Origin of the sequence: Microcoleus sp. T2B6 (genome assembly GCF_036700475.1) — a bacterium.
Taxonomy (GTDB): Bacteria; Cyanobacteriota; Cyanobacteriia; order Cyanobacteriales; family Microcoleaceae; genus Microcoleus.
Genome location: NZ_JAUBOZ010000012.1, coordinates 96,822 through 115,652, shown reverse-complemented (window position 1 = coordinate 115,652; position 18,831 = coordinate 96,822). Strand labels below are relative to the sequence as shown.

Here is an 18,831-nt window from a genome sequence, read left to right as displayed (position 1 = left end):
AGGAAAGAGGAAGAAGGAAGGAGCCAGAAGAAGGAAGGAGCCAGAAGAAGTATTTTTACAAATATGAGATGCTCCCTATTTGCTCTAAGGTTGACTGAAGTTGTGCTTAAATTCTGAAATAGAAATAAATTTGCCTTGGGTTTTCAGCTTGGTGAGGTATTTTTCTAGTTTGTTAACCATTTTGCTGCCTGAGTCTTTTTTGACGTAACTGGGTAATTTAAACTGGGAAATATCTGTGAATTCCCAGGGGTGAAAGTAGATGTTCAGATAAGAGTCGGTTTCTAGGGTTAGTTGGGTTGCTAATTCTATCATGGAGAGGGGGAAGTTTTTAAAGCTCAACCAAAATAAAGGAAATCTGATCAGAGGAGTGACTGAAATGGGAAGGTTGAGCAGTTTATTCGTATAATAGGCAGTTCGGGGTTTAGATAGGTTGTTGTATCTGCCGGGGATGTAAGTTGGATTCATTGATGAGTTGTATTCGTAGCCTGCTTTTTCTATTTCTGCGTCGTCAACGGGCTGAAGTCTTGCCATCCTGAATCCAGTGATTTCAGTATTAGTTATTTGTTCTAAGGTTTGTTTGGATTTCTGTAAATCTTCTAGGCAAAATTGAGAGTGGTAAAAGCCGTGGGAGGCGATTTCATGGCGTTGTGAAATTTCTCTGATTCTATCTGGGTTGTTGAGTGCAAAGTTAGCTGTGACAAAAAATGTGGCTGTAATATCTAATTTTTCTAGAAGTGCAATAATCTTTGACAATCCTCGATTAGAAATTTCAAACTTAATCTCGGATTCCAGGGGTTGACCGTATTCTTCGGGGATGTCAAATTCTTCTATGTCAAAGCTCAACAAAATTGATTTATTCATAGTAGCCTGCGCGGTTGTTGGCTCTAATTTTAAATAAGCAGAGGAGCATTTTTAGGGAATCTTTAAATATATTGACTTGAGATTTTTTGTAGATGTGGTGCTGGGAAACTTTGGCGGGAATTTCACCAATGGTATATCCTCTTTTTTTTGCTAAAAAAAGCAGTTCCGCATCAAATGAAAAGCCAGTAATTGTTTGGTATTTAAATATTTCTTGAGCTGGTATTTTGTTAAATCCTTTGAGTCCGGCTTGCATATCTCTATATGGGAGATTCAGAATTTTTCTAGAAATCCAGTTAAATATTTTGCCGGATATTTTTCGGAGTAAGGTAAGATTTCGGAAGTTTTCTCTATCGAGGTTTCTGCAACCAATTACGACATCAAATTCGTCTAATTTTTTGACTAAGGGTTCGAGGTGTTCGAGGGAGTATGCTAAGTCGCCATCCATGAAGCAAATGCAGTCGGCGTTTACAGATTCGCTGCCTTTTTTGACGGCATATCCTTTGCCTTGACGGTTGCTGTAAGAAATTAGTTTGATGTGATGTGTGGGGAAAGTTTTGAGTTTGTTGTCGAGAATTGGCAGTGTATTGTCGGTCGAGCCGTCATTAACAATAATAAAATTGTAACCATGATTTTTTTGAGAAAATTCTAAAATTATGTCAAAGGTTTGGGCTATGCAATTTGCTTCGTTGTAAACAGGCAGAATTACCGCTATCTTCATCATGGTTGTTGCACCGGGCTTTCGGTAAAATATGCTACCACCTCGCGACGTAAATCACAAGTAAAAAAATTACCGATAAAATTTTACAGGAAAATTTACAGATAAAATTTACAGATAAAATTTACAGATAAAATTTACAGATAAAATTTACAGATAAAATTTCTGGCGGGGAGAGGTATTGTTAACTGCGGAGAAGAAAATTGACTTCAACTTCGCCTTGAAAGTGCAAAGACGAAGTTGGACTTTTTGGAACCTTTGAACAGCGGGCAGTTTCGGGGTTGGAGGGTGCTGTCGGAATTGCTGCGATCGCCCCGCCCATACTGGCTAATCTATCTCAAATGATGATTTTTGAGCAAGGGGACGATCGCCACTCCTCTAGCACCATTTGTCAAGTGTGAACGGGGTTGCCGGATAAGTGCGATCGAGACAAATTGTATCATGCTGGAGTTGATCCAGCTTATCTTTACGGAAAACGCGGGCGATCGACAATCTAGATGCTCCCAGCAGCCAGAAAAACCCTCTTACTCCCACCCGAACCTTTTACCTCATGAGGTTGTAATTGTCAATGGTAAATTATTTAGTTAACAAATTGCCGGAGTATTTTCAACAGGGTATTACGCTCCCCAAAAAACGCATTATTAGTTTTTTACTAGCATTTCTCCTAACTTTCATCACTTATCAAGTAATCTTAGAAATCATCACAGTACAAATTCCGATTTTCGGCTTTCACGATATTGTTGACATTCAGAATCCCCAGGAAATACCGCCGCTGCGGCGAGAATTTCCCGGCGACTACAGCCAGCAAAACTTGGAAGCTTTTTTAGATTATTTAGTTAGCCATAACTATTGGTTTTTGTCATCCCAAGAGCTTTACAAGTATTTCATAGCCAATCCCAAAAAGCCGATGCCGAGTGAATATCGCGATCGCCCAAAAGTCATGATTACTTTTGACGACGGAAATAAAAGCATTTCTACGCACTTACTACCGATTTTAGAAACACTCGAAAATAAATACGGCAAAAAAACCAAAGTAGTTGTATTTATCAACTCCGGCTTCTTCGGTCATCATGACTCGCTCATAAAAAAAGTAACTTGTCAAGACTTGAGAGACGGAATGCAAAAAGGTTTTTATGATATTCAATCCCACGGACTGAATCACCAAAAGTTAACAAAAATGTCTCTGACCGCATTAGACCGAGAATTATCTGAAGATCAAATTAGATTGAGGAAATGCACCCAAGATTTAGACCCAAATCGAACAGTCGCCTCACACATAGCCTACCCGTTTGGCGCTGTCAACAAACAAGTTGACAAATACGTTGCCAAATATTTCTCATCAGGATACTTGTACGACACTTCAAAATTAAAACTGTGGTTTTTTCCACCCAATAAATACCGAATTTCGAGGTTAACAGTCAATAAAAAATACTCCGCAAAAAGACTCAGCAACCTAGCTTCAGGAAGCTGGCTGCACAAATTAATTGGCAAATAAGCCGGAGAGATTCTATTATTTTAGAACAAAAAAGATGTGTAGTAATATCCTGTCCCGTAAATTAACCGTTATTCCCCTCCGGGTTAGGTTCACCATTATCTATCAAAAATCGCAACAACTCCAGTAAACCCGCCCCGGCCGATATCTTGCGGTCAACCAACCCTACTTGATATAAATTAGAATCCCCAACATCAGAGGTAAAAGACATGGTGAAACAAGAAAATAGTTTAGCAGTTGCTGCCGTTTCCCAACGCGCAGACGCCCTGGATGCCCTGCGCGGACTAGCAGTTTTAGCGATGGTTTTATCCGGTACAATAGCCCGGAAAACATTGCCGGCGTGGATGTATCACGCCCAACTGCCACCGCCGGATCACATTTTTAATAACAAACTGCCGGGATTAACCTGGGTTGATTTAGTTTTCCCCTTCTTTTTGTTTGCAATGGGGGCTGCGATACCGCTAGCTTTGTCGCGCCGCATCGCCAAGGGATGGGATACAAAAAAAGTGATTTTATCTATTTTGCAAAGAGGCTTTTTGTTAGCGTCATTTGCGATATTTCTCCAGCACATTCGCCCGACTATAATTAACCCAGACGCCTCCATCCCGCAGAAGTGGTGGATGGCATTGTTTGGATTTTTAATATTATTTTTAATGTATGTTCGCTGGCCGTCCAGGTGGTCTGTGTGGCGGCGGAGATCCTTAACCCTTGCTGCTTGGAGTGCCGGGATTGGCTTCGTATCTCAGATCAAATATCCCAACGGTGTAGGATTTTTAGTTAGCCGTAGCGATATTATCTTGATGGTACTAGCAAATATGGCCGTTTTCGGCTCGCTAATTTGGTTGTTTACTCGTTCAAATACGTGGTTGCGAGTGGGATTTTTGGGCTTGCTGTTGGCGGCGCGACTGTCTTCTCAGACTGACGGTTGGATTAATTTAGTTTGGCGGTACTCTCCTGCACCTTGGCTGTTTCAATTTGATTATTTAAAGTATTTGTTTGTAGTGATTCCCGGTACGATTGTGGGGGATTTGCTGGGTCGGTGGATAGAGTATTCTTCGCCGGAAGAGGCGAGTTATGCTAGCTGGAAGAGTTGGCGCTATTTCAGCATTATGGTTTTGATGTTTGCTGTCAATTTAGTATTGTTAATTGGACTGCAAGCTAGATGGGTATGGCAGACTGCATTAGTGACGGTGGTGCTGTGTTTCTGCGCTTTGGTTTTGTTGAGAAAGCCAGGGAATGTCACGGAAAATTTATTGAATCGCCTTTACAAATGGGGGTTTTATTGGCTGGTTCTGGGTTTGATGTTTGAGCCTTATGAAGGCGGAATCAAGAAAGATTCAGCGACGATGAGTTACTTGTTTTTAACGGCTGGAATGGCGATTTTGCTGTTGATTGGGTTGATTATAATTATCGATGTGTTTCACAGAAAATGGTTTTTGCAGTTGTTTATTGATAACGGGGTGAATCCGATGATTGGCTATGCAGGATTTGCGAATATTATCTGGCCGATTCTGGTTTTAAGTAAATTGGAACCGGTGATTATTGAGATGACTTCAACCAATCCGTTTATGGGGTTTTTGAGGGGGTTGGGATATACGACGATTCTGGCGTTAATTGTGGTAGTGTTTACCAGGTTAAAACTGTTTTTGAGGACATAAATTTTGAGGTTTGTATTAAAAAGTTTAGTGCATATAGCAATCCTAAATGAGTCGTAAATTTTTTACCCCACCCCAACCCTCCCCTTAGTAAGGGGAGGGAGTAAGAAATTCACAAATGATTTAGGATTGCTATATTGATTCAAACTAAGGGAGAGGACTTCCGTCCTCTCTACGAACTTATTAAGATTGGAGCGACTTCAAAATACCGCTTTCCAACTGATAAATTGCTGCCATGATTCCGCTTTCAGGATTTGTGAGCAGCGACTTTTTGACATCTTTCAAGTATTCTACAATGTGTTCCCGCAAAATCGGTCTTTCTACTTTGACTGTGTGATTATAATCCCACAAATCCCAGATGATAATCCCGATGCCGACAATCGGGTCGATTAAACTTACTCCCAACTGACTAGCAACTGTACCGCCTGTTTTTGTTGCCATTTTGGCGGCGGCTTTGCTGGCAACTTTTGCCGTAACTTTGCTGCCAACTTTAGTTGCAACTCCCAAAATTAAGGGTTTAGCAATTAAGTAGCCGCTGCCGCCAACTAATACTTTTAATGATAAATTCGAGACGTTTCCTTTGTCGCTAATTGTGGTGGCAATATCGTTCAGATATTTGTCCCACTGTACTTGCGGTATATTATAATTGTTTTGAACTACTTTCACATTCTTGCTAACTTCTGATATATACAAATTAGCAGTATCTTGAGTGATTAATTGAAATCGCAGTTGAGCGTTTTTGGGTACGAGTACGCGGTTAGCAAATTCTCTTTGAAAGTCTTCGGTTAATTTTTCGGAAACAGCACGAGATGCTGCTGTCATATCAAATCTGTTGAGTACGGCAGATTTCACGAAGTTAAAAGGTACGGTAAACTCCATCTTTTTTTGAGTGAAGTAATCAAAGTACCAATCGAGGAAACTGTTGTCAACCCGCGCGATTACTTCGGTTTCCCATTTGTCCAATTCTTTGGATGCGAAAGTTTCGGCTGTTATATGGGATTGTTGGATGGCGTTTTTAACGTCTTGGTTGACTTTGCTAAAATCGTGTGGCGGCGAGACTACAACTGCTGTGGTTCCGGTATTTGTTAGTGACTGGGAAATTAGAAAGTTACCTAATAGGGGAATGATGACTACTAAAATTACGATCGTCCAAATCATCGGTGTCACAGTTTTGATAAACTGACCGATAACTCTGAGACGTTCTGTTTTCTCTGAATAGCTAATTTCTTCCTTGTCTTGACTCATGGCGGTTTCTCAACTGATGAGAGTTTGGCTAGTTTCGATTATAGGCGATCGTACCTGCGATCGTGTTACGGGCGTGTGGCCTGAGATTCTGGAAAGGTTGGAGAAAAGTGCGCCCTTTCATCCCTGACTGTATAATAGTCATAGCCTGAGTTATAGCTCAGGTACTGACTTCCCCAAAAGTATAAAAAAAGATGGTTCAGAAAATAGCTCTATTTAATCACAAGGGCGGCGTTAGCAAAACAACCACTACATTTAATCTAGGATGGATGTTAGCCACCAAGGGAAAAAAAGTAATCTTAGTGGATGCAGATCCGCAATGCAACCTCACAGGTATGGTTTTGGGGTCTTCAACTAAGGAAGAGCTAGAGGAAGTCTATAAAAAAGAACAGAATATTAAATCAGGCTTAGCACCTGCATTTGAATCAAGACCTAAGCTAATTGAGGCTGTAGATTGTTTACCAGTGGAGGCCTGCGAGGGTCTGTTTTTGTTGCCTGGTCATGTGGGATTTGCTGAATATGAGGTAACATTAGGAATTGCACAAGAGCTAAGTGGTTCAATTCAAGCACTTCAAAACTTACCTGGTTCAATTTCATATCTTTTGCAAAAAACAGCAGATAAATTTGAGGCAGATTATATTTTGATTGATATGAGTCCAAGTTTAAGCTCAATCAATCAGAATCTACTGATGACCAGTGATTTTTTTATACTTCCTACCAGTCCTGACTTTTTTTCAGTAATGGCGATTGATTCTTTGGCAACAATTTTGCCAAAATGGTATGCTTGGGCTCAAAAAGCTTCTGAAATGAGGATTTTGCAAGATGCTGCCTATCCATTTCCAAAAGTTACACCGCGCTTTCTTGGGACTGTAGTTCAAAATTATCGAATAATACGTCAAGAACCCGCTGCTGCTTTTCAGAAGTGGATCAATGCCATTGAAGAAGCTGTTTCTACTAGATTAGTACCATCTTTGCAAATAAATAATATGCTACTAAATAATCAGATGTACAATTCTCAAGGAATTGGCAGTGATTTCTGCCTTGCAAAAATTTCTGACTTTAACAGCCTTATTGCTAAGTCTCAAGAGCATCAAACACCAGTTTTTGCCCTCACCTCTGAGCAAATAGAACAGAGTGGTATAGTTTTAACAGATGCTCTAAAAGCACAAAAACCCTTCAGAGAAGCTTTTTCCAAACTAGCAGACAGAGTTATTGGGTTAACGTGCCATGCAGTCAGCAATTGATCTATTTCGCATCAGTATTACCCGCGTTCGCGATTTAATTGCTGTGCATAATTCTCTAAAAGCTCAAGCTAGTAGTGTTCTCGATCTTTCAGATATGCTCAGAGCTGCACTTGTTCTAGCGGTTAGCGCTTTGGACTATTATATTCACGAAGTTGTTAGGATAGGAATGTTAGAAATTCACCGAGGCCAACGTCCTGAACCTCCAGCATTTTCGCGGTTTCAAATTTCACTGGGTAACGCTCGCGCTGGTATAAACGCAGGACAAAATATTGATTCCTGGCTAGAAGATGAAATTCGGCAACGCCACAGCTACAAAAGTTTTCAACAACCAGAAGCTATAGCTGATGCTATCCGGCTGATTAGCGATAAAAAGTTGTGGGAAGAAGTCTCTACTAACATGGGTAGCCCTGCTAGAAGTATAAAACAACAGCTAAGTCTGATTGTCGATCGCCGAAATAAGATTGCACATGAAGCCGATATAGATCCTACATTATCAATAGGCAATCGCTGGCCTATTGATGAACTATTAGTTAATGAAGCGGTTGATTTTATTGAGCAAGTTGTTGAGAGCATACACAACATTTTGTAACCCGCGACGATTAATTAAAAAAGCGATCGCACTCTTCATCCGCGTTAATCTGCGTTAATCTGCCTGCATCAGCGGTTCATAAAAAAATAAAAGAGCGTGAAGCGAAGCTATCCCGAAGGGAATCGCCCTTTAACCCTCCCTCAAACTCGATCGTCCTTATCTGATTATCTTTTAACCTGCTTTACTTAACACAACCAGAATGTACTGGTCAAGACTAACTCCTTCCCTTTCCGCTTTTTCTGCTAAACTCAAATGTAGAGATTTAGGAATTTGCAACGATAAATTTCCGCTATACTCAATTTCCGTTGTAGGTAAAGGAATCTCATCTTCACACTCATAAGCTGTTTCTATCCATAATTCCCTAGCTTCCTGAATATTCTCCATCGCTTCCGATAAAGTTTCACCCTGAGACATACAGCCAGGAAGGTCTTTGATTATAGCTGTATAACCTTCGGATTCTGGATAAAAACTGATAGGATATTTAAGACTCAAGTAATAGTCTAGAGATTTAAGCTTGACTTTCATCTTCTGATTCATTGCTCCATTCCTCCAGTTTTAATAGCACAACAATTTGCTTGACGTATACTCCTTTTACCTTCTTCCCACCTTTTTTAGAAACTGTAATTTTTAATCCATCAGCATTTCGGCAAGTATGGTGACTTCCTTTCGATCGCTTTTCTTCAAATCCAAAAGCTGTTAGAATATAGCACACATCGTCAAAGCGCACTTCTGGTGGATTTGCTAAAAATTGTTCTACCAGTTTTCCTAACTTGCCCATGAAGTTTTACAGATGCTTGTACTATTCTAATAAACAAGGGTGGGCAATGCCCACCCTTGCTAGGAGTCCGGTGAAATTCAAAAATTAAACCTTCGCTTCATTCTTCACCAAATTACCCCAACCCAAATCCTTCAGCGAATTATTCCGGCGCAACGGACGAGTCACCAACTCCAAAATATCCCGCGCATTCCCAAAGCCGTGAATCTGAGCAAAAGTAAACTCAACAGACCACTTAGTATTAATTCCCCGCGCTTCCAAAGGATTAGCGTGAGCCATACCAGTAATCACCAAGTCAATATTCTGCTCGTAAATCCGCTGCAACTGATTGTAATTGTCCGGTTTTTCGACAATCCGAGGAGTAGGAACTCCCATCTCGTGACAAGTCTTTTCTAACAACGCCAATTCGGCTGCTTGATAGCGCTTGTCCATGTAAGGAATCCCAATTTCCGGGCAACTCATGCCGCAGCGAATCAAGAAACGTGCTAAAGAAATCTCCAGCAAATTATCGCCCATAAAGAAGACAGATTTGCCGCGAATTATTTGCAGGTAATCTTCCAAACCTGCCCAAATTTGCGCTTCCCGTTCGTCCAAACCTTTTGGTTCAATTCCCAACACGGAGCAAATCTTTTCAATCCAAGCGCGAGTTCCGTCAGGGCCGATCGGGAATGGCGCACCAATTAGCTTACACTTGCGGCGGCGCATCAACGTAGAAGCAGTGCGCGACAAGAACGGATTCATGCCAGATACATAATAGCCTTCTTCCAAGACTGGCAATTCCGTGTAGCGCTTGGAAGGAAGCCAACCAGAAACTTTGATTCCTTGCTTCTTCAATTCTAAGGTTAGCTGAGTAACAACCGGATCGGGCAAAGAACCGAAAAGTACCAGCGGTGTGTGCTTGACATATTCCGATTCATCAGCAGCAACTTCCTCTTTTTTCTTGCCGAAATTCAGCAGTTGAGAGATCGCATTGCGTTCTTGTTTCTGAGATTCCATCACGGGCGCTTTCTCAGGACATTTAGCAGCCATCGCTGCTAAAACGGTATCTTCCCCTTGAGTAAAAGCGTAATCCAAGCCGTTAGCGCGGGCTGTGACGATGGGAATGCCAATTTCTGCTTCGAGTTTCGGTGCTAACCCTTCCAAATCCATTTTGATGATTTCGGTGGTGCAAGTGCCGATCCAGACAATTACACTGGGGTTACGATCGCGCTTAATTTGCAAGCACAGCCGCTTCAACTCATCATAATCGTTTAACTGAGCGGAAATATCGCCTTCTTCCAACTCAGCCATCGCATAGCGAGGCTCAGCAAAAATCATCACGCCCATTGCGTTTTGCAAGAAATAGCCGCAAGTCTTGGTACCGATGACCAAGAAAAAACTATCTTCAATTTTTTGATAAAGCCAAGCTACGCAACTAATCGGACAAAAAGTGTGATAATTGCCTGTTTCGCATTCAAAGTTTAAAGCTTCCGGTTCATTAGTAGTAATAGCAGTCATATCTCAAATCTTCTCCATTTAAATTGTTTTTCGTCTCGAACAGGACTTGCGGCGGAGCGAGGAAACACCTGGATTTTGCGATCGTCTCGGTGCGATCGCCCAGGAGAGGAATAGGCTGTTTTTCCTCTCAAACGCGAACAGCCGCAGTGGCGATCAAACACCTGCGAAAGCGCGATCGCGACGCACAGCGAACAATAAATAGAAATACCTATTTTGGGGCTAATTCCTGTGAAAAATAGATGCAGCCCATTCACTATTTCCGCAGCAGCCGCAGCATCCAAAATTTGAGCTAAAAAATTCTGCGCGAGGGCATATAATCCCTCACAGCAGGGATTTAGTGTTCTTCAACTCGCTCGCGGGAAAAAGCCTTTTGGCAGTTGTGAGTTTGAGCTAATTAAAAATTAACAACTCGCAACTCACAACTCACAAATAGAGCGGAAAACTTCCAGACTAGAAGAGATGCGGGCGATCGCAACAACCTCACTTAAAATCAGATAAAAAGCCGGAAATTTCTTCATCTTCATCGTCGGAATCCAAATCGCCGAGATCTAGAGCATCTAAATCATCTTCATCTGGATCTCCGGTAGTTGCTTCCCCCAGATCGTCGAGTCCGAGATCGTCGAGGTCATCGTCATCAGATACAGAGAAATCGTCAATACCGTCATCGTCCAAGTCGCCCAGATCCATGTCTAGGTCATCTGAGGTCGCTGTCCCAAAAGGATCGGGTATTTCTTCGGCGACAAACTCTGCATCTTCTTCCCCAAACGGATCGGAAATCCCCGATTCAAGATCTCCAGAGGTCAAAGTCCCAAATTGTGAGGCTTCATCTTCCTCGTCATCGCCGAGGTCGAGACCGCCCAAAGCCGAGGCTTCATCTTCCTCGTCATCATCGCCGAGGCCGAGACCGCCCAAAGCCAAGGCTTCATCTTCCTCGTCATCATCGCCGAGGCCGAGACCGCCCAAAGCCAAGGCTTCATCTTCCTCGTCATCGTCCATATCAAAATCCGATACGGCGTCTTCCTCATCGTCGCCCATATCAAAGTCAGATACGGCGTCTTCCTCATCGTCGCCCATATCGAAGTCAGATACGGCGTCTTCCTCATCGTCTTCGAGACCGAGACCGTCCAAAGCCGAGGCTTCTTCCTCGTCATCGTCCATGTCGAAGTCGGAGACCGCTTCTTCCTCGTCATCGTCCATGTCGAAGTCGGAGACCGCTTCTTCCTCATCGTCGTCCATATCGAAGTCGGAGACCGCTTCTTCCTCGTCATCGCCCAGGTCGAAGTCAGATACGGCATCTTCCTCGTCATCGCCCAGGTCGAAATCAGAGACTGCTTCTTCCTCAAACTCATCGAAGGATTCGTCGTCGGAACTCAGTGCTGACGCAGCAGCAGCCAGACCGGCCGCTCCGGCGACTCCGGCGACTACTCCGGCTGCTGCTAAGGCCGCACCGCCCAATTTATTAGATTTGGCATCAGCGGGTGCAGCAGTTGCAGTTTGAGCGGCTGCGGGTGCAGCAGTTGCAGTTTGAGGGACTGCGGGTGCAGCAGTTGCCTTTTGAGCGGCTGCGGGTGCAGCAGTTGCAGTTTGAGCGGCTGCGGGTGCAGTAGTTGCAGTTTGAGCGGCTGCGGGTGTTGGAGATGTGCCGATCGTCTGCGGCACGATATTTGAGGGCATACCCAGCGCGATGTCAGGGTCAAAATTTAGCCCCAACACTTCGATCAGGCTGTCTGCATCCGGCTTGAGTTTTGAGAAGGGCAGCATTAATTGCTGGAGTTCCGGCTCCAGGGCAGCCGCAATTCCCAGGATGAGGTAAGAAACAGGCCTTTTCCCGCCGTCGGGTGTGGCGACCGTGTTGTCAGCCGTCATGTGCAGGAGCAGCCAAGCCCGATTTACCTGGTAGTAGTCCAACCACTTCTGTTTGAGAGCAACTGAAAAAGTATCAAAAAAAGCCATAACCTCTTTATCCTCATCCTGATCGCTAGACCTATTAAACCATCATCAGGTCTAGCTCATCTTCCTCCTTCTTGACCACCGGTTGCACTGGATTTAGATAAAAATCTGAAAGTAAGGCGAATAATTCGCGATCGGGCGTGTCGTTGGGCACTACTCCTTCGGGCATTGCCAAAATCTGGTCAGCGATGTTGAGGTAGTAATCGCAGACGTAGTTGAGGGAAGGATCGCTTTCGGCCATCTCAAACAATGTTTTGCCTTTGACGCGAGAAACTCGGATGTCTTCAATCAGGGGCAGCACTTCCAGCACCGGCATGGGTACAGAGTCAATGTACTTGTCGATCAAGTCGCGCTTTGAGGTGCGGTTGCCAATTAAACCGGCGAGTCGCAACGGGTGAGTGCGGGCTTTTTCGCGGACTGAGGCGGCGATGCGGTTGGCCGCAAATAAAGCGTCGAACCCGTTGTCGGTAACAATCATGCAGTAATCGGCGTAGTTCAAGGGGGCTGCAAAACCGCCGCACACTACGTCACCGAGCACGTCGAACAGGATGATGTCGTATTCGTCGAAGGCATTGAGTTCTTTGAGCAGTTTGACGGTTTCGCCGACTACATAGCCGCCGCAGCCAGCTCCTGCGGGAGGGCCGCCTGCTTCTACGCAGTCAACGCCGCCGTAGCCTTTGTATATGACATCTTCTGGCCAAACGTCTTCGTAGTGATAGTCCTTTTGCTGAAGGGTGTCAATAATTGTGGGGATCAAGAAGCCAGTGAGGGTAAATGTGCTGTCGTGCTTTGGATCGCAACCGATTTGCAAAACTTTTTTGCCGCGCTTGGCTAGGGCAACGGAGATGTTGCAGCTTGTTGTCGATTTACCAATTCCACCTTTTCCGTAAACTGCTAGTTTCACTCTTGGTTCTCCTATAGGTTTCTATCAAAACGATGAGGGCTGGGGTTTCATGCTTTTTTTCGATCGCCCAATTGCAATAGCCCAATTGCAATAGCCCAATTGCAATGCCTTTACTGTCAGTCGATTGGAGATTTCAGATTTGAGATTAAAGAATCGACTCCACAGATGAATCTGGGGCTTCTCCCTAACTAAAATTTTCGATCTCGACGACTTTTGTTTGGGGCTTGTATCCGTCTTTGGGTTAGGCCAATTTTGGACTCGGCCCTTAGTCACCTCGTTGAAAGCATTATTAGCTAACTTGCGATGAAAAGAAAGGGGGCGTCTAAATGAAAATGCTAGTAAATTTGTTTATTTTGCATCTTTGGGAATCTTAACTGGTTTTTGGATTTAAAAATCTATTTTTAGATTTTTTTTAGATTCTTAATTAATTTTAGGATACTTTTTTAATATAAAGAGGTACAAAAATAAAACAAAAATTAACTTGTCAAACAATCTGGGCTTTTGGCTTTGGGGCTAGGATGCAGGCAGTTGATGGCTTGTGCGGCTAACTTGAACGGGCACAAAGGCGCTAGTGGATGAGGCAAAGGAGATAGTGAGTTGGGCCCATTTGGGTCAGGGGAGGGCAAAGTGATGTTAGCTTTCGGCTGTGGCGGGTGATTTTGCTGGGGTTTTGAGTGTTGTGTAAAAAATTGTGAATTTTTAGGAATTGGCGGGTGAGGGGGAGATTGGGGGAGCGGGAGAGTTGGAGAGTTGGAGATTGGGAGAATATTATTTTTTCCCAATGACTACTGATACGAGTTAAAAAAAAGAATGCAACTGTAGGCCCGCGCTCCAAACCACGAGCTTCCTCAGTGATTTCCAATTCTTCAATCTAAAATCTAAAATCGAAAATCGAAAATCGCATGACTGCTGACTAATGACAACTGACGATCGGAATCTCGATCGCAAATTCAGTGCCCCCTCCAGGTTCCGAAACGCAGTCGAGCCGCCCCCCGTGCTGTTCGACAACTAAATGGTAAGAAATCGACAGTCCCAACCCAGTGCCCTTGCCGACTGGTTTGGTAGTAAAAAACGGGTCAAATAATTGGTGGCGAATCTCATCCGGTATGCCCCGCCCGTTGTCGGAAATGCGGATCGCGACAAAATCGCCACCAACAACTTCAGTACGAATTGTAATAGTGGGAACAGTCAATGGAGAACTAGGATTTGACGGGGGTGAATTTTTCGCATTTCTCGTCGCCCATTCCCCTTGCTGGATTTCTTCATCCAAAGCGTCAATAGCATTGCCGATAATATTCATGAACACCTGATTGATCTGACCGGCACAGCACTCGATGTGGGGCAAATTGCCATATTCTTTAATAATGTGAATAGTTGGATGTCCGCCGTGAGCTTTGAGCCGGTGCTGCAAAATCAACAAAGTGGTTTCGAGTCCCTCGTGAATGTCAACGAATTTGATGTTAGATTGATCCGATCGCGAAAAATTACGCATCGACACAACTATTTGGCGGATGCGCTCGGTTCCTACTTGCATAGAAGACACTAGCTTAGATAAGTCTTCTACCAAAAAATCGATTTCCATCTCTGCTGCTGCTTCCCGAATTTCCGAGACTGGTTCGGGATAGTGCTGCTGGTAAAGTTCCAAAAGTTGGATCAATTCTTTGATGTAGTGGCTGGCGTGGGAAAGGTTGCCGTAGATAAAATTAACAGGATTGTTAATTTCGTGAGCGATACCGGCAATCATTTGTCCCAAAGAAGACATTTTTTCTGTTTGCACTAATTGAGTTTGAGTTTGCTGCAACTTTCGCACAGTTTGCTCTAATTGCTGCGCTTGATTTTTCAAGCAAGTTTGCTTTCGCCGCAGCACTTCTTCGACTCGCTGGCGCTTGAGAATATCCCGTCTCAACAATTCATTGGATTCTAAAAGTTGAGCGGTGCGTTCTTCAACTTGTTTTTTTAAGTCGTCGTGAGCTTGGCGCAGGGCTTCTTGGGCCCGCTGCCGCTCTAAAATTTCTTGCTGCAAAAGTTCGTTGGCTTTCTGCAATTGGGTGGCTCGATCGTCCACTGCTTGTTGCAACAGCTCGATCGTCCCATACATTTCAGATTGGTTAAAAACTTGCGGCAAACTTGTCTGAGAAACAACACCCAAAAGTTCTCCCTGGCTGCCAACTACTACCAAACGGCGGACGCAGTGGCGCTGCATGGACTGGTGCACACTCCAGAGGGAATCGGCGGGAGATATGCAAAATAAAGGCGCACTCATGGCCCTTGCTGCTGGGATTTCCGAGAGGTTTAATTCGAGGGCGTGAAACTGCACGATGTCGCGCTCGGTGACAATGCCGATCGGAATTTGGTAATTTTGTGTTGGTGCGATCGCCCGATCGGGATGCTGAGTTTGCTCTTTGACAATGACGACGGAACTAACTCGATGCTTAACCATGAGCTGGGCTAAATCGAGGGCTGAGGCAGTTTTTGGGGCAGAAATCACTTGCTGCGTCATGACATCTGCTGCACAGCGCAAATTGGTTAGCAAGTTAATCGGTTGCAGGGCTTCGTGAATGGCTTCGCGGGTGATGATGCCCAGAAGTCGCGAGTCCTCGTCCACTACGGGCAAATGCCGGATGGAGTGCTGGCGCAACGTGAACATAGCGGTGAAAATATCTTGAGACTCGGATTGTTTGAGGGTAATGGGCGATCGAGTCATTACATCCGCAATTGTCAGTCCGACTGTACAAGCTGCGACGGTAGTTAGCTTGACGATATCCCGTTCTGTAAAAATGCCGATGGGCCGATTATCTTCGACGATTAAGACGCAACTGCGCTTGGCTGCGCTAGCAACAGCGTTTGGTTTTTCGCCACAAAGGTGACAGGAGACACGCATCGGGTTCATGAGAGCCAACACTTGGGCGATCGGGGTTTCTGGAGCCACGGTGAGGGGGTGGCGGTCGATCGCCCGATCTAAAGGTGACGAGTAGAGCGGCCGGCTGTTGGGGCGTCCAGCAGGTTCTGATGATTTAATTACCGACAACTGCGGGGCTGAATCTCGGAAATGTTGTAATTGTTCTTCTTGTAGCATGATTATTAATTTTAGTTAATGAATTGTTACAATTTTGGAGACTTGGGTTGGCAGACTTAGCATTAATTAAGCCGGTGACAGATGCTCGATCGCCTAAAATTCTGATTGCTAGAACACCCTTATTTAATTTTTATTTTTTAAATCCTATGTCGTGGACGCCATTAAGTCATCGAATTCATCACTTGCCGCTGATCCTTGCGGGCCCGATTTTGCGCCGGACTGAAAGTCGGGCCGTGACAGTTTGGCTGGCTCTGAAAGCACCCCGCCAAGTCGAACTCAAGGTTTATTCGACAGAGGGCGGAACCGGCGAAATTGTTGATCGGCCCTTGCTGCAAGGTGCGAACTCTACCGTGCAGCTCGGCAAATACCTGCACGTAGTCGCGGTGACTGCTAAACCAATTAACAGCAATGTCTTGACATCTGGGCAAATTTATGCTTATGACATCGAGTTTGCTGCGAGTCGCGAGTCGAACGTCGGGGGTGCAGTCCCAGAAAATGAGAAAGAAAATCTCATTTCTTGCCTGTGGCCTGCCGCCCCTGATTTATCGGCTTTGGGGCCGGAGACGATTAGTTATTTCGCTCACCAGTTGCCCACTTTTGCCCTGCCGCCGAACGATTTAAACTATTTGCGTATCGTTCACGGTTCTTGTCGCAAGCCGCACGGAGACGGCAGAGATGCACTGCCAATCTTGGATAATTCGATCGAACAGTTTGCAGGAACGGCAAATAGCAGGCCCCACCAACTGTTTTTAACGGGCGACCAAATTTACGGCGACGACGTTGCCGATGCCATGCTGTGGGCTTTGACTGACGCTGGCGATACACTGTTGGGCTGGGAAGAAAGTCTACCCCTGATGGATGATGCCCAAATAAAAAAGAATTTGTGTATCAGTATACCTAAAAATTCGGAAAACGAAAATGCAGTTGGCCAAGAGAGGGAAATTTTTATAGAGTCGCCAATTCAGAAACCGTCTGATGCTGAGTATCAGTCCAAAAAACCAATTGAGTTACAGCCGGGGACTCGCAGCGATATTGCCAGAGATTTTGGCGGCTTTACGGCGATGTTGGTGAATCAATCGGACAAGTCTAAAAGTCACTTGTTCAGTTTGGGGGAATATTGCGCGATGTATTTGTTAGTTTGGTCGCCGGTACTCTGGTGTACGAGTTTTCCGAAGGGTAAGGATATTTGTCCAAATTCTAAGCAGGCCAAAGTCTGGGATAGAGAAGTTGTTGAACTTGACGGTTTTGCTCGCAATTTGTGGAGAGTGAGGAGGGCGCTAGCGAATATTCCTACTTATATGATTTGCGATGACCATGATGTTAGCGACGATTTTTATTTGAATCGAGAGTGGTGTTACCGGGTGCTGGGAAAGCCGCTGGGCCGGCGGGTGGTGCAGAATGCTTTGCTGGCTTACGCTGTGTTTCAGGCTTGGGGAAATACGCCCGCACAGTTCGATCGCGAAAAACCGGGAGATAAATTATTAAAGGCTGCTGAAAAATGGTCAGATTCGGCGGGAACTGATGTTTCTGCTTGGGAGGAGGCGGCTTCCTATTTGGGAATTCCAGGACTCGACCCAAAAACTCATTTGCCTAAGTTGAAATTAGATGAAGATGTTTTTATTTTGGATCGAGATGGCGAGGGTGTAAGTGAGGTTTTGAATTGGCATTTTACTGTGAGAAGTTTTAAGCACGAGGTGATTGTGCTGGATACGCGGAATTGGCGGGGGTATCCGGTGGAAAGCCCGATCGATCCACCGATGCTTTTGACTCACAAAGGTTTTGAGGAGCAAATTCAGCGGCCTTTGAGGGAGACTGATTTGCTGAATAAAACTGGGGAGTTTGAAATTGAGGCGACTCTGGTGGTTGTGCCGACAAATTTGGTGGGTTTGTGGATTATTGATGCGGTGCAAAAGTGGGATGTGGCACAGGGGAAGGTTTTTAATAGTGATGCGGGGGATGCTTGGAATTTTCATGAGTTAGCTTTTGTAAAGCTGTTGTCGGAGTTTTTTAAGCAGCGCGATCGGGTGATTGTGTTGAGCGGGGATATTCACTATGCTGCTGCTGTGCGGCTGAGTTATTGGTCTGATTGTCATTTTGGCGATTCTCGGCCGAATATTGAGCCTTTGACGAGGGAGAATTATCGGTCAAATTGTCAATATTCTGTGCTGGCGCAGTTGACTGCTAGTGCTTTTATTAATGAGGAGTGGAAAACGCATTTAGTTCATACTAAGATTAAGTCGCTGTTTCCTGAGCGATCGCACGAATGTTTGGGATGGAATGAGCCGCTGGAATTAATGAAGATTTCGAGGATGAGCAGAAAGAAGGCTGTGGCGGCTGGTCTCAGAAATAGACAATCTCTGCCTGATTGGGGCTATCGGATTGACTGGGTTAAACGGCAAAGGGCGCGGGTATTTTTGCTGCTAGAAAAGGGAACTGCGTCAGATAGATCGCATAAAAATAAACAATTGTCATTCCTGCGTAGGTTATGGAATTTTATATCGCTGTTGTGGCGCAATCGCTGGCTGCAAGAGGGTGATGAGATTGTGGGATATAGCAATATTGCGATCGTCAGTTTTCAGTGGCCTGCTGATGGTGATGGGGAGAAAGCGGTGATCCAAAATGTTTATTGGCGACCGCTTTGGGAGCCGAATAGTGTGGTTTACAGTCAATATTTTGTGCCACTGGGATTGGATGAGGATGATTAGATTCACGATTTCTTGAACAAGTCGGGGATTTCGATATGGGTACAATATTGTGATCAGTTTGTGGCAGTGTCCGCCGGGGGGAAACCCCAGTCTCATAGCTAAAGTCGATTGGAACTGAGATGTTCC

General features: G+C 44.6%; 16 protein-coding genes. 5 read left to right on the top strand and 11 right to left on the bottom strand.

Annotated elements, in window-relative coordinates; translation table 11 throughout:
• Positions 1–84: 84 nt before the first annotated feature.
• Complete coding sequence (locus QUA00_RS08235) at positions 85–861, bottom strand: polysaccharide deacetylase family protein (protein ID WP_333409296.1); 777 nt, start codon at positions 859–861, stop codon at positions 85–87.
• The gene (locus QUA00_RS08230) at positions 854–1,582 is read right to left on the bottom strand and encodes a glycosyltransferase (RefSeq protein ID WP_333409295.1); all 729 of its coding nucleotides are present in this window, start codon (positions 1,580–1,582) and stop codon (positions 854–856) included. Before QUA00_RS08230 ends, QUA00_RS08235 begins: the two co-directional genes overlap by 8 nt.
• 562 nt (positions 1,583–2,144) lie before the next feature.
• Here QUA00_RS08230 and QUA00_RS08225 point away from each other — a divergent pair.
• On the top strand, positions 2,145–3,071 hold the full coding sequence (locus QUA00_RS08225) for a polysaccharide deacetylase family protein (RefSeq protein ID WP_333409294.1): 927 nt from the start codon (positions 2,145–2,147) through the stop codon (positions 3,069–3,071).
• A gap of 61 nt (positions 3,072–3,132) precedes the next feature.
• Here the strand turns inward: QUA00_RS08225 and QUA00_RS08220 are convergent, their stop codons facing one another.
• Positions 3,133–3,279 (bottom strand): hypothetical protein, encoded by a 147-nt coding sequence (locus QUA00_RS08220; protein WP_333141138.1) that lies wholly within the window; start codon positions 3,277–3,279, stop codon positions 3,133–3,135.
• On the opposite strand from QUA00_RS08220, the gene QUA00_RS08215 reads away from it, so the two are divergent.
• Positions 3,278–4,726: a DUF5009 domain-containing protein gene (locus QUA00_RS08215; RefSeq protein WP_333409293.1), complete on the top strand. Its 1,449-nt coding sequence runs from the start codon at positions 3,278–3,280 to the stop codon at positions 4,724–4,726. The two genes, QUA00_RS08220 and QUA00_RS08215, sit on opposite strands and share 2 nt — an antisense overlap.
• 180 nt (positions 4,727–4,906) lie before the next feature.
• Here QUA00_RS08215 and QUA00_RS08210 read toward each other — a convergent pair whose 3' ends face one another.
• Positions 4,907–5,968 (bottom strand): hypothetical protein, encoded by a 1,062-nt coding sequence (locus QUA00_RS08210; protein ID WP_333409292.1) that lies wholly within the window; start codon positions 5,966–5,968, stop codon positions 4,907–4,909.
• A gap of 191 nt (positions 5,969–6,159) precedes the next feature.
• On the opposite strand from QUA00_RS08210, the gene QUA00_RS08205 reads away from it, so the two are divergent.
• Both QUA00_RS08205 and QUA00_RS08200 read left to right on the top strand, forming a co-directional pair.
• Complete coding sequence (locus tag QUA00_RS08205) at positions 6,160–7,209, top strand: AAA family ATPase (protein ID WP_333141132.1); 1,050 nt, start codon at positions 6,160–6,162, stop codon at positions 7,207–7,209.
• Entirely contained in the window at positions 7,193–7,798 is a 606-nt protein-coding gene (locus tag QUA00_RS08200; RefSeq protein ID WP_333141130.1) for a HEPN domain-containing protein, read from the top strand. The genes QUA00_RS08205 and QUA00_RS08200 overlap by 17 nt, the downstream gene beginning before the upstream one ends.
• Before the next feature lie 171 nt (positions 7,799–7,969).
• Here QUA00_RS08200 and QUA00_RS08195 read toward each other — a convergent pair whose 3' ends face one another.
• From QUA00_RS08195 to QUA00_RS08165, 7 genes are all read right to left on the bottom strand, one after another.
• A complete protein-coding gene (locus QUA00_RS08195; RefSeq protein WP_333141128.1) occupies positions 7,970–8,335 on the bottom strand; it encodes a type II toxin-antitoxin system HicB family antitoxin in 366 nt (121 codons plus the stop codon).
• On the bottom strand, positions 8,307–8,576 hold the full coding sequence (locus QUA00_RS08190) for a type II toxin-antitoxin system HicA family toxin (protein ID WP_333288637.1): 270 nt from the start codon (positions 8,574–8,576) through the stop codon (positions 8,307–8,309). The genes QUA00_RS08195 and QUA00_RS08190 overlap by 29 nt, the downstream gene beginning before the upstream one ends.
• A gap of 84 nt (positions 8,577–8,660) precedes the next feature.
• Positions 8,661–10,070, bottom strand: a complete 1,410-nt coding sequence (locus QUA00_RS08185) for a ferredoxin:protochlorophyllide reductase (ATP-dependent) subunit N (RefSeq protein WP_333409291.1) — start codon at positions 10,068–10,070, stop codon at positions 8,661–8,663.
• Positions 10,067–10,351 (bottom strand): hypothetical protein, encoded by a 285-nt coding sequence (locus QUA00_RS08180; protein WP_333141124.1) that lies wholly within the window; start codon positions 10,349–10,351, stop codon positions 10,067–10,069. The genes QUA00_RS08185 and QUA00_RS08180 overlap by 4 nt, the downstream gene beginning before the upstream one ends.
• A gap of 199 nt (positions 10,352–10,550) precedes the next feature.
• Positions 10,551–12,023: a DUF5331 domain-containing protein gene (locus QUA00_RS08175; RefSeq protein WP_333141122.1), complete on the bottom strand. Its 1,473-nt coding sequence runs from the start codon at positions 12,021–12,023 to the stop codon at positions 10,551–10,553.
• 34 nt (positions 12,024–12,057) lie between these two features.
• On the bottom strand, positions 12,058–12,924 hold the full coding sequence (bchL, locus tag QUA00_RS08170; protein ID WP_006634709.1) for a ferredoxin:protochlorophyllide reductase (ATP-dependent) iron-sulfur ATP-binding protein: 867 nt from the start codon (positions 12,922–12,924) through the stop codon (positions 12,058–12,060).
• 913 nt (positions 12,925–13,837) lie between these two features.
• On the bottom strand, positions 13,838–16,000 hold the full coding sequence (locus QUA00_RS08165; RefSeq protein ID WP_333141120.1) for a CBS domain-containing protein: 2,163 nt from the start codon (positions 15,998–16,000) through the stop codon (positions 13,838–13,840).
• A 47-nt stretch (positions 16,001–16,047) separates the two neighbouring features.
• On the opposite strand from QUA00_RS08165, the gene QUA00_RS08160 reads away from it, so the two are divergent.
• Entirely contained in the window at positions 16,048–18,705 is a 2,658-nt protein-coding gene (locus tag QUA00_RS08160; protein ID WP_333409290.1) for a PhoD-like phosphatase, read from the top strand.
• Positions 18,706–18,831: the final 126 nt, after the last annotated feature.

Coding starts and splice junctions, on each gene's coding strand:
- QUA00_RS08185 (WP_333409291.1), bottom strand. CDS start 10,070: ATGACTGCTATTACTACTAATGAACCGGAAGCTTTAAACTTTGAATGC.
- QUA00_RS08230 (WP_333409295.1), bottom strand. CDS start 1,582: ATGATGAAGATAGCGGTAATTCTGCCTGTTTACAACGAAGCAAATTGC.
- QUA00_RS08190 (WP_333288637.1), bottom strand. CDS start 8,576: ATGGGCAAGTTAGGAAAACTGGTAGAACAATTTTTAGCAAATCCACCA.
- QUA00_RS08195 (WP_333141128.1), bottom strand. CDS start 8,335: ATGAATCAGAAGATGAAAGTCAAGCTTAAATCTCTAGACTATTACTTG.
- QUA00_RS08225 (WP_333409294.1), top strand. CDS start 2,145: ATGGTAAATTATTTAGTTAACAAATTGCCGGAGTATTTTCAACAGGGT.
- QUA00_RS08175 (WP_333141122.1), bottom strand. CDS start 12,023: ATGGCTTTTTTTGATACTTTTTCAGTTGCTCTCAAACAGAAGTGGTTG.
- QUA00_RS08165 (WP_333141120.1), bottom strand. CDS start 16,000: ATGCTACAAGAAGAACAATTACAACATTTCCGAGATTCAGCCCCGCAG.
- QUA00_RS08235 (WP_333409296.1), bottom strand. CDS start 861: ATGAATAAATCAATTTTGTTGAGCTTTGACATAGAAGAATTTGACATC.
- QUA00_RS08220 (WP_333141138.1), bottom strand. CDS start 3,279: ATGTCTTTTACCTCTGATGTTGGGGATTCTAATTTATATCAAGTAGGG.
- QUA00_RS08205 (WP_333141132.1), top strand. CDS start 6,160: ATGGTTCAGAAAATAGCTCTATTTAATCACAAGGGCGGCGTTAGCAAA.
- QUA00_RS08200 (WP_333141130.1), top strand. CDS start 7,193: ATGCAGTCAGCAATTGATCTATTTCGCATCAGTATTACCCGCGTTCGC.
- QUA00_RS08210 (WP_333409292.1), bottom strand. CDS start 5,968: ATGAGTCAAGACAAGGAAGAAATTAGCTATTCAGAGAAAACAGAACGT.
- QUA00_RS08215 (WP_333409293.1), top strand. CDS start 3,278: ATGGTGAAACAAGAAAATAGTTTAGCAGTTGCTGCCGTTTCCCAACGC.